This window comes from Acidimicrobiales bacterium, assembly GCA_036273495.1.
In the GTDB taxonomy this organism is placed as follows: domain Bacteria; phylum Actinomycetota; class Acidimicrobiia; order Acidimicrobiales; family JAJPHE01; genus DASSEU01.
The window spans coordinates 1-3755 of the sequence record DASUHN010000257.1 but is presented as its reverse complement, the minus strand read 5'-3'; the positions used below and the strand labels follow the sequence as shown (position 1 = coordinate 3755).

The following is a 3755-nucleotide window of genomic DNA, read 5'->3' as shown; positions in this document are numbered from 1 at the left end:
CGCCGGCGCCGGCGTTCTGGCGCAGCCGCCGGCCCAGGCGGAGGACGGCCAGGCGCAGCCGGCCGACGGTGTCGGCGGAGGTGGCGGCGCTCGGGGCAGCAGGCGAGTTCATTACTTAGGCTAGGTATATCCTCCCGCTGCTGCGACCGGTCCCGCGCCCGTAACCTCCCGGCGTGCGCCACCCCCGCTCCGCCGGTCCGCTGACCCCGGCCGAGCTGGCCGAGGCGGCGGTGCTCGGGGACCTGTCGGTGGCCCTTCTGTTCCTGGGGTGGCTGCTGCCGGTGGGGATCGTGCTGCAGGTGCTCTCGGTGGCGCCGATGGCGGCGCTGGCGTCCCGCCGGCGGCCCCGCGCCGTCGTGGCGGCGGGGATCGCCTCGAGCTCGGTGGCCTTCCTGTTCGGCGGGGCGGCGCTGTGGAGCCTGGCCCTCCTGGCCGCCGTGCTGGGCCTGGTCGTCGGGCTGGGCACCCGCCGGGGCTGGGGGTGGCTGCGCCTGGTCGTGGCGGTGCTCCCCGTGTGGGCGGCGGCGGCGGGGGTGACGGTGAGCCAGCTGTTCCTGTTCGCCAACCTGCGCCGGCTGGCCCTGGCCCAGATCCGCAACTCGTGGCACGGGGTGCGCTCGATCATCTCCCACGTCCGGTTCCTCCACCCGCTGGTCACGGCCGGGAACACCGCCGTGTCGTGGATCCTCGGCCACTGGTGGGCGGTGATCCCGATGAGCCTGCTGGTGCTGATCGAGGCCGGGACGCTCGTGGCGGCCGCCGTCGGGCGCCCCGCCATCCGCCGGGTCGAGCGGGCCCTCGGACCGCCGCTGCCCGAGGCGCCGGCGACCGCCCACGCCGGCACCCCCGGACCCGTCCCGGCCGTGCTCGACCAGGTCGCCTACCGCTACACCGGCGCCGAGGGCTACGCCCTGGCCGGCGTGGACCTCGAGATACCCGAGCACTCCCTGGTCGTGGTCGTCGGGCGCAACGGCTCGGGCAAGTCGACCCTGGCCCGGGTGGTGGCCGGCCTCGTCGTGCCCGAGGGGGAGCTGCGCCGCCCGGGCGGCCCCGGCCTCGGCGTGGTGGGCGGGACGGCGGTGGTGTTCCAGCGCCCCGAGAGCCAGGTGCTCGGCATCCGCATACGCGACGACGTCGTCTGGGGAATGGGGCCGGCCGCCGCCGCCGCCGTGGATGTGGCCGGCGTCCTCGACCTGGTCGGGCTGGGGGGGATGGAGGAGGAGGAGACGGGGACCCTCTCGGGCGGCCAGCTCCAGCGCCTGGCCCTGGCCGCCGCCCTGGCCCGCCGCCCCGCCCTGCTGATCTCCGACGAGTCGACGAGCATGCTCGACCCGGAGGGACGCCGGCAGGTCGCCGACCTGCTGGTGCGCCTGGCCCGCGAGCAGGGCCTGACCGTGCTGCACGTCACCCACCGCCGCGACGAGATGGCGGCGGCGGACGTCACCGTGCGCGTCGACGCCGGCCGGGTCGAGGTGGGTGTGCCGTGATCGAGTTGCGCGGCGTCGGCCACGTCTACTCGCCGGGCTCCCCGTGGGCCCGCCGGGCCCTCGAGGGCGTCGACCTGGACGTGGGCGTGGGTGACGGCCTCCTCGTCATCGGTCCCAACGCATCGGGCAAGTCCACCCTGGCGTGGATCCTCGCCGGCCTGCTCGTGCCGACCGAGGGCACCGCGACGCTCGACGGCGATCGGCTCGACGAGGCCGGAGAGAAGGTCGTGATCTCCTTCCAGCACGCTCGGCTGCAGCTGTTCCGCTCGACAGTGGCGCGCGACATCGAATGGGCCCGGGGGGTGGGCGCCGACGACGTCGACCCTGCCCTCCGTCTGGTCGGGCTGGACCCGGCCGAGCTGCGCGACCGGCGCATCGACGAGCTGTCCGGCGGACAGCAGCGCCGCGTCGCCCTGGCCGGATTGCTGGCCCGCCGTCCCGAGGTGCTGATCCTCGACGAGCCGTTCTCCGGTCTCGACGCCGAGGGCCGCTCGATCCTCGTGGGTGTGCTCGGGAGGCTGCGGGCCAACGGCATGGCGGTGATCGTGGTGTCCCACGACTACGAGGACGCCGACGAGTACGCCGCCCGGGTCCTCAAGCTCGAGGACGGGCGCGTCGTGCTCGACGCGCCCGTGGGCCCGGCGCTGGCCCGGCTGGCATGAGCTCCGAGACACCCGAACGCCGGGCCACGGGCATCAGGGAACGCCTGCGCGCCCCGGTGCGCACCGGGCCCACCGTCACCGAGATCAACCTGTTCCGCTACGTGCCCCGTGACACCCCGGTCCACCGGCTGTGGGCGGGCACCAAGATCGTGGGGATCGTCGCCATCGGGGTGGTGATCTCGCTGAAGCCGACGTGGGCCGTCGGGGGCCTGGTGTTCGCGGTGATGGCGGCCACCATGGCGCTGGCCCGGGTGCCGGTCGGCGCCCTGCCGCGCTTTCCGATGTGGTTCTGGATCGGCGTCGGCATCACCGCTATCTCCGCCGGCCTGGCGGGGGGCAAGCCCGACATCCACCTCGGCGGCCTCACCATCGGCCTGGGCGGGCTCGACCAGTGGGGCCGCTTCACCCTGATCGTGCTGATCTTCATCTGGTCGGCCAGCCTGGTGGGCTGGACGACGCGCGGCGGGGAGCTCACCCCCGCCCTCGCCACCCTGGCCGCCCCCGCCCGGCTGGTGCGCGTCCCGGTCGACGAGGTGGCGCTGGTGGTGGCCCTGGCCGTGCGGTGCATGCCGTTGCTGATCGACGAGATGCGCACGCTGTGGGCGGCCCGACGGGTGCGCAACCCCCCGCAGCCGGACACCCTGCGCGAGCTGTTCGGCCAGCTCAACGACATCCTCGTGACCGCCCTCGTGTCGTCGGCGCGCCGGGCCCAGGAGATGGCCGACGCCATCGAGGCGCGCGGCGGTGTGGGCCAGGTGGTGCCATCGCGGCCCCGCCTCGTCACCTCCGAGATCGTGGCCTGGTTGGTGGTGGCGGGGACCGTCGTCGGCGTGGTGCTCGTGTGAGGCAGGCTCGGGTGAGCCGGGCTCGGGTGATCACGCCGTCGGCAGCCGGCGCTCCCGCCGCCGCCTGACCACCACGACGGCCACCACCAGGATCACGATGGCGGCGATCCCCACCAGGCCGGCGCGGTTGATGATCTTCACCACGTGGTCCCAGCTGGCTCCCGCCGCCCATCCGGCATAGGCGCACGCCACCGCCCACACCGTTCCTCCGGCCACGTTCCACGGCAGGAACAGGCTGTAGCGCATCCCGGCCATCCCCGCCGCCCCCGGCACCAGGGCGCGGAGCACCGCCGTCCACCGCCCGAGGAACACGGCCCGCCCGCCGCGGCGCGCCACGTAGCTGCGCGCCCGGGCGATGTTCTCCGCCTTCACGAACCGCCCGGCGGTGTGGGCCACCAGCCACTCCCCCCACCGCCGGCCGACCACGAACCCCACCGTGTCCCCGATCACGGCGCCGAGGACGGCCACCACCGCGACCGCGGCCAGGTTGGCGTGGTGCTGGCCCGCCACCGCGCCCCCGAACACGACCGCGGTCTCGCCCGGGAAGACGAAGCCGAGAAACACCGACGCCTCGAGGGCGGGGATCAGGAACACCAGGGCCAGGAGCGGCCACCCACGCAGGCTGTCCATCAGGTGGGTGATGAAGCTCATGGCGCCGCAAGCCTTCCAGGCCCGCAGGGCTAACGCGAAGGGGTCCGGGTAGCCTCCCGTCGTGACCGATACCGCCCCTGTCGTGCTCGGCGGGCGCTACCGGCTCGACG

4 protein-coding genes are annotated in these 3755 nt (G+C 74.8%); 3 read left to right on the top strand and 1 reads right to left on the bottom strand.

Annotated elements, in window-relative coordinates; all coding sequences use genetic code 11:
- The first annotated feature begins 173 nt into the window (after window positions 1-173).
- The 3 genes from VFW24_11175 to VFW24_11165 are packed head-to-tail and all read left to right on the top strand — an operon-like array spanning window position 174 to window position 2994.
- Window positions 174-1487: a DUF2232 domain-containing protein gene (locus VFW24_11175; GenBank protein ID HEX5267325.1), complete on the top strand. Its 1314-nt coding sequence runs from the start codon at window positions 174-176 to the stop codon at window positions 1485-1487.
- Window positions 1484-2149, top strand: coding sequence for an ABC transporter ATP-binding protein (locus VFW24_11170; protein HEX5267324.1), 666 nt, complete (start codon window positions 1484-1486; stop codon window positions 2147-2149). The genes VFW24_11175 and VFW24_11170 overlap by 4 nt, the downstream gene beginning before the upstream one ends.
- Window positions 2146-2994 (top strand): energy-coupling factor transporter transmembrane protein EcfT, encoded by an 849-nt coding sequence (locus tag VFW24_11165; GenBank protein ID HEX5267323.1) that lies wholly within the window; start codon window positions 2146-2148, stop codon window positions 2992-2994. The genes VFW24_11170 and VFW24_11165 overlap by 4 nt, the downstream gene beginning before the upstream one ends.
- Before the next feature lie 30 nt (window positions 2995-3024).
- On the opposite strand, the gene VFW24_11160 is transcribed toward VFW24_11165, so the two are convergent.
- A complete protein-coding gene (locus tag VFW24_11160; GenBank protein ID HEX5267322.1) occupies window positions 3025-3645 on the bottom strand; it encodes a DedA family protein in 621 nt (206 codons plus the stop codon).
- Window positions 3646-3755: the final 110 nt, after the last annotated feature.

Bases quoted from the DNA above. Each gene is read 5' to 3' on its own strand.
- VFW24_11160 (HEX5267322.1), bottom strand. From the start codon at position 3,645: ATGAGCTTCATCACCCACCTGATGGACAGCCTGCGTGGGTGGCCGCTC.
- VFW24_11165 (HEX5267323.1), top strand. From the start codon at position 2,146: ATGAGCTCCGAGACACCCGAACGCCGGGCCACGGGCATCAGGGAACGC.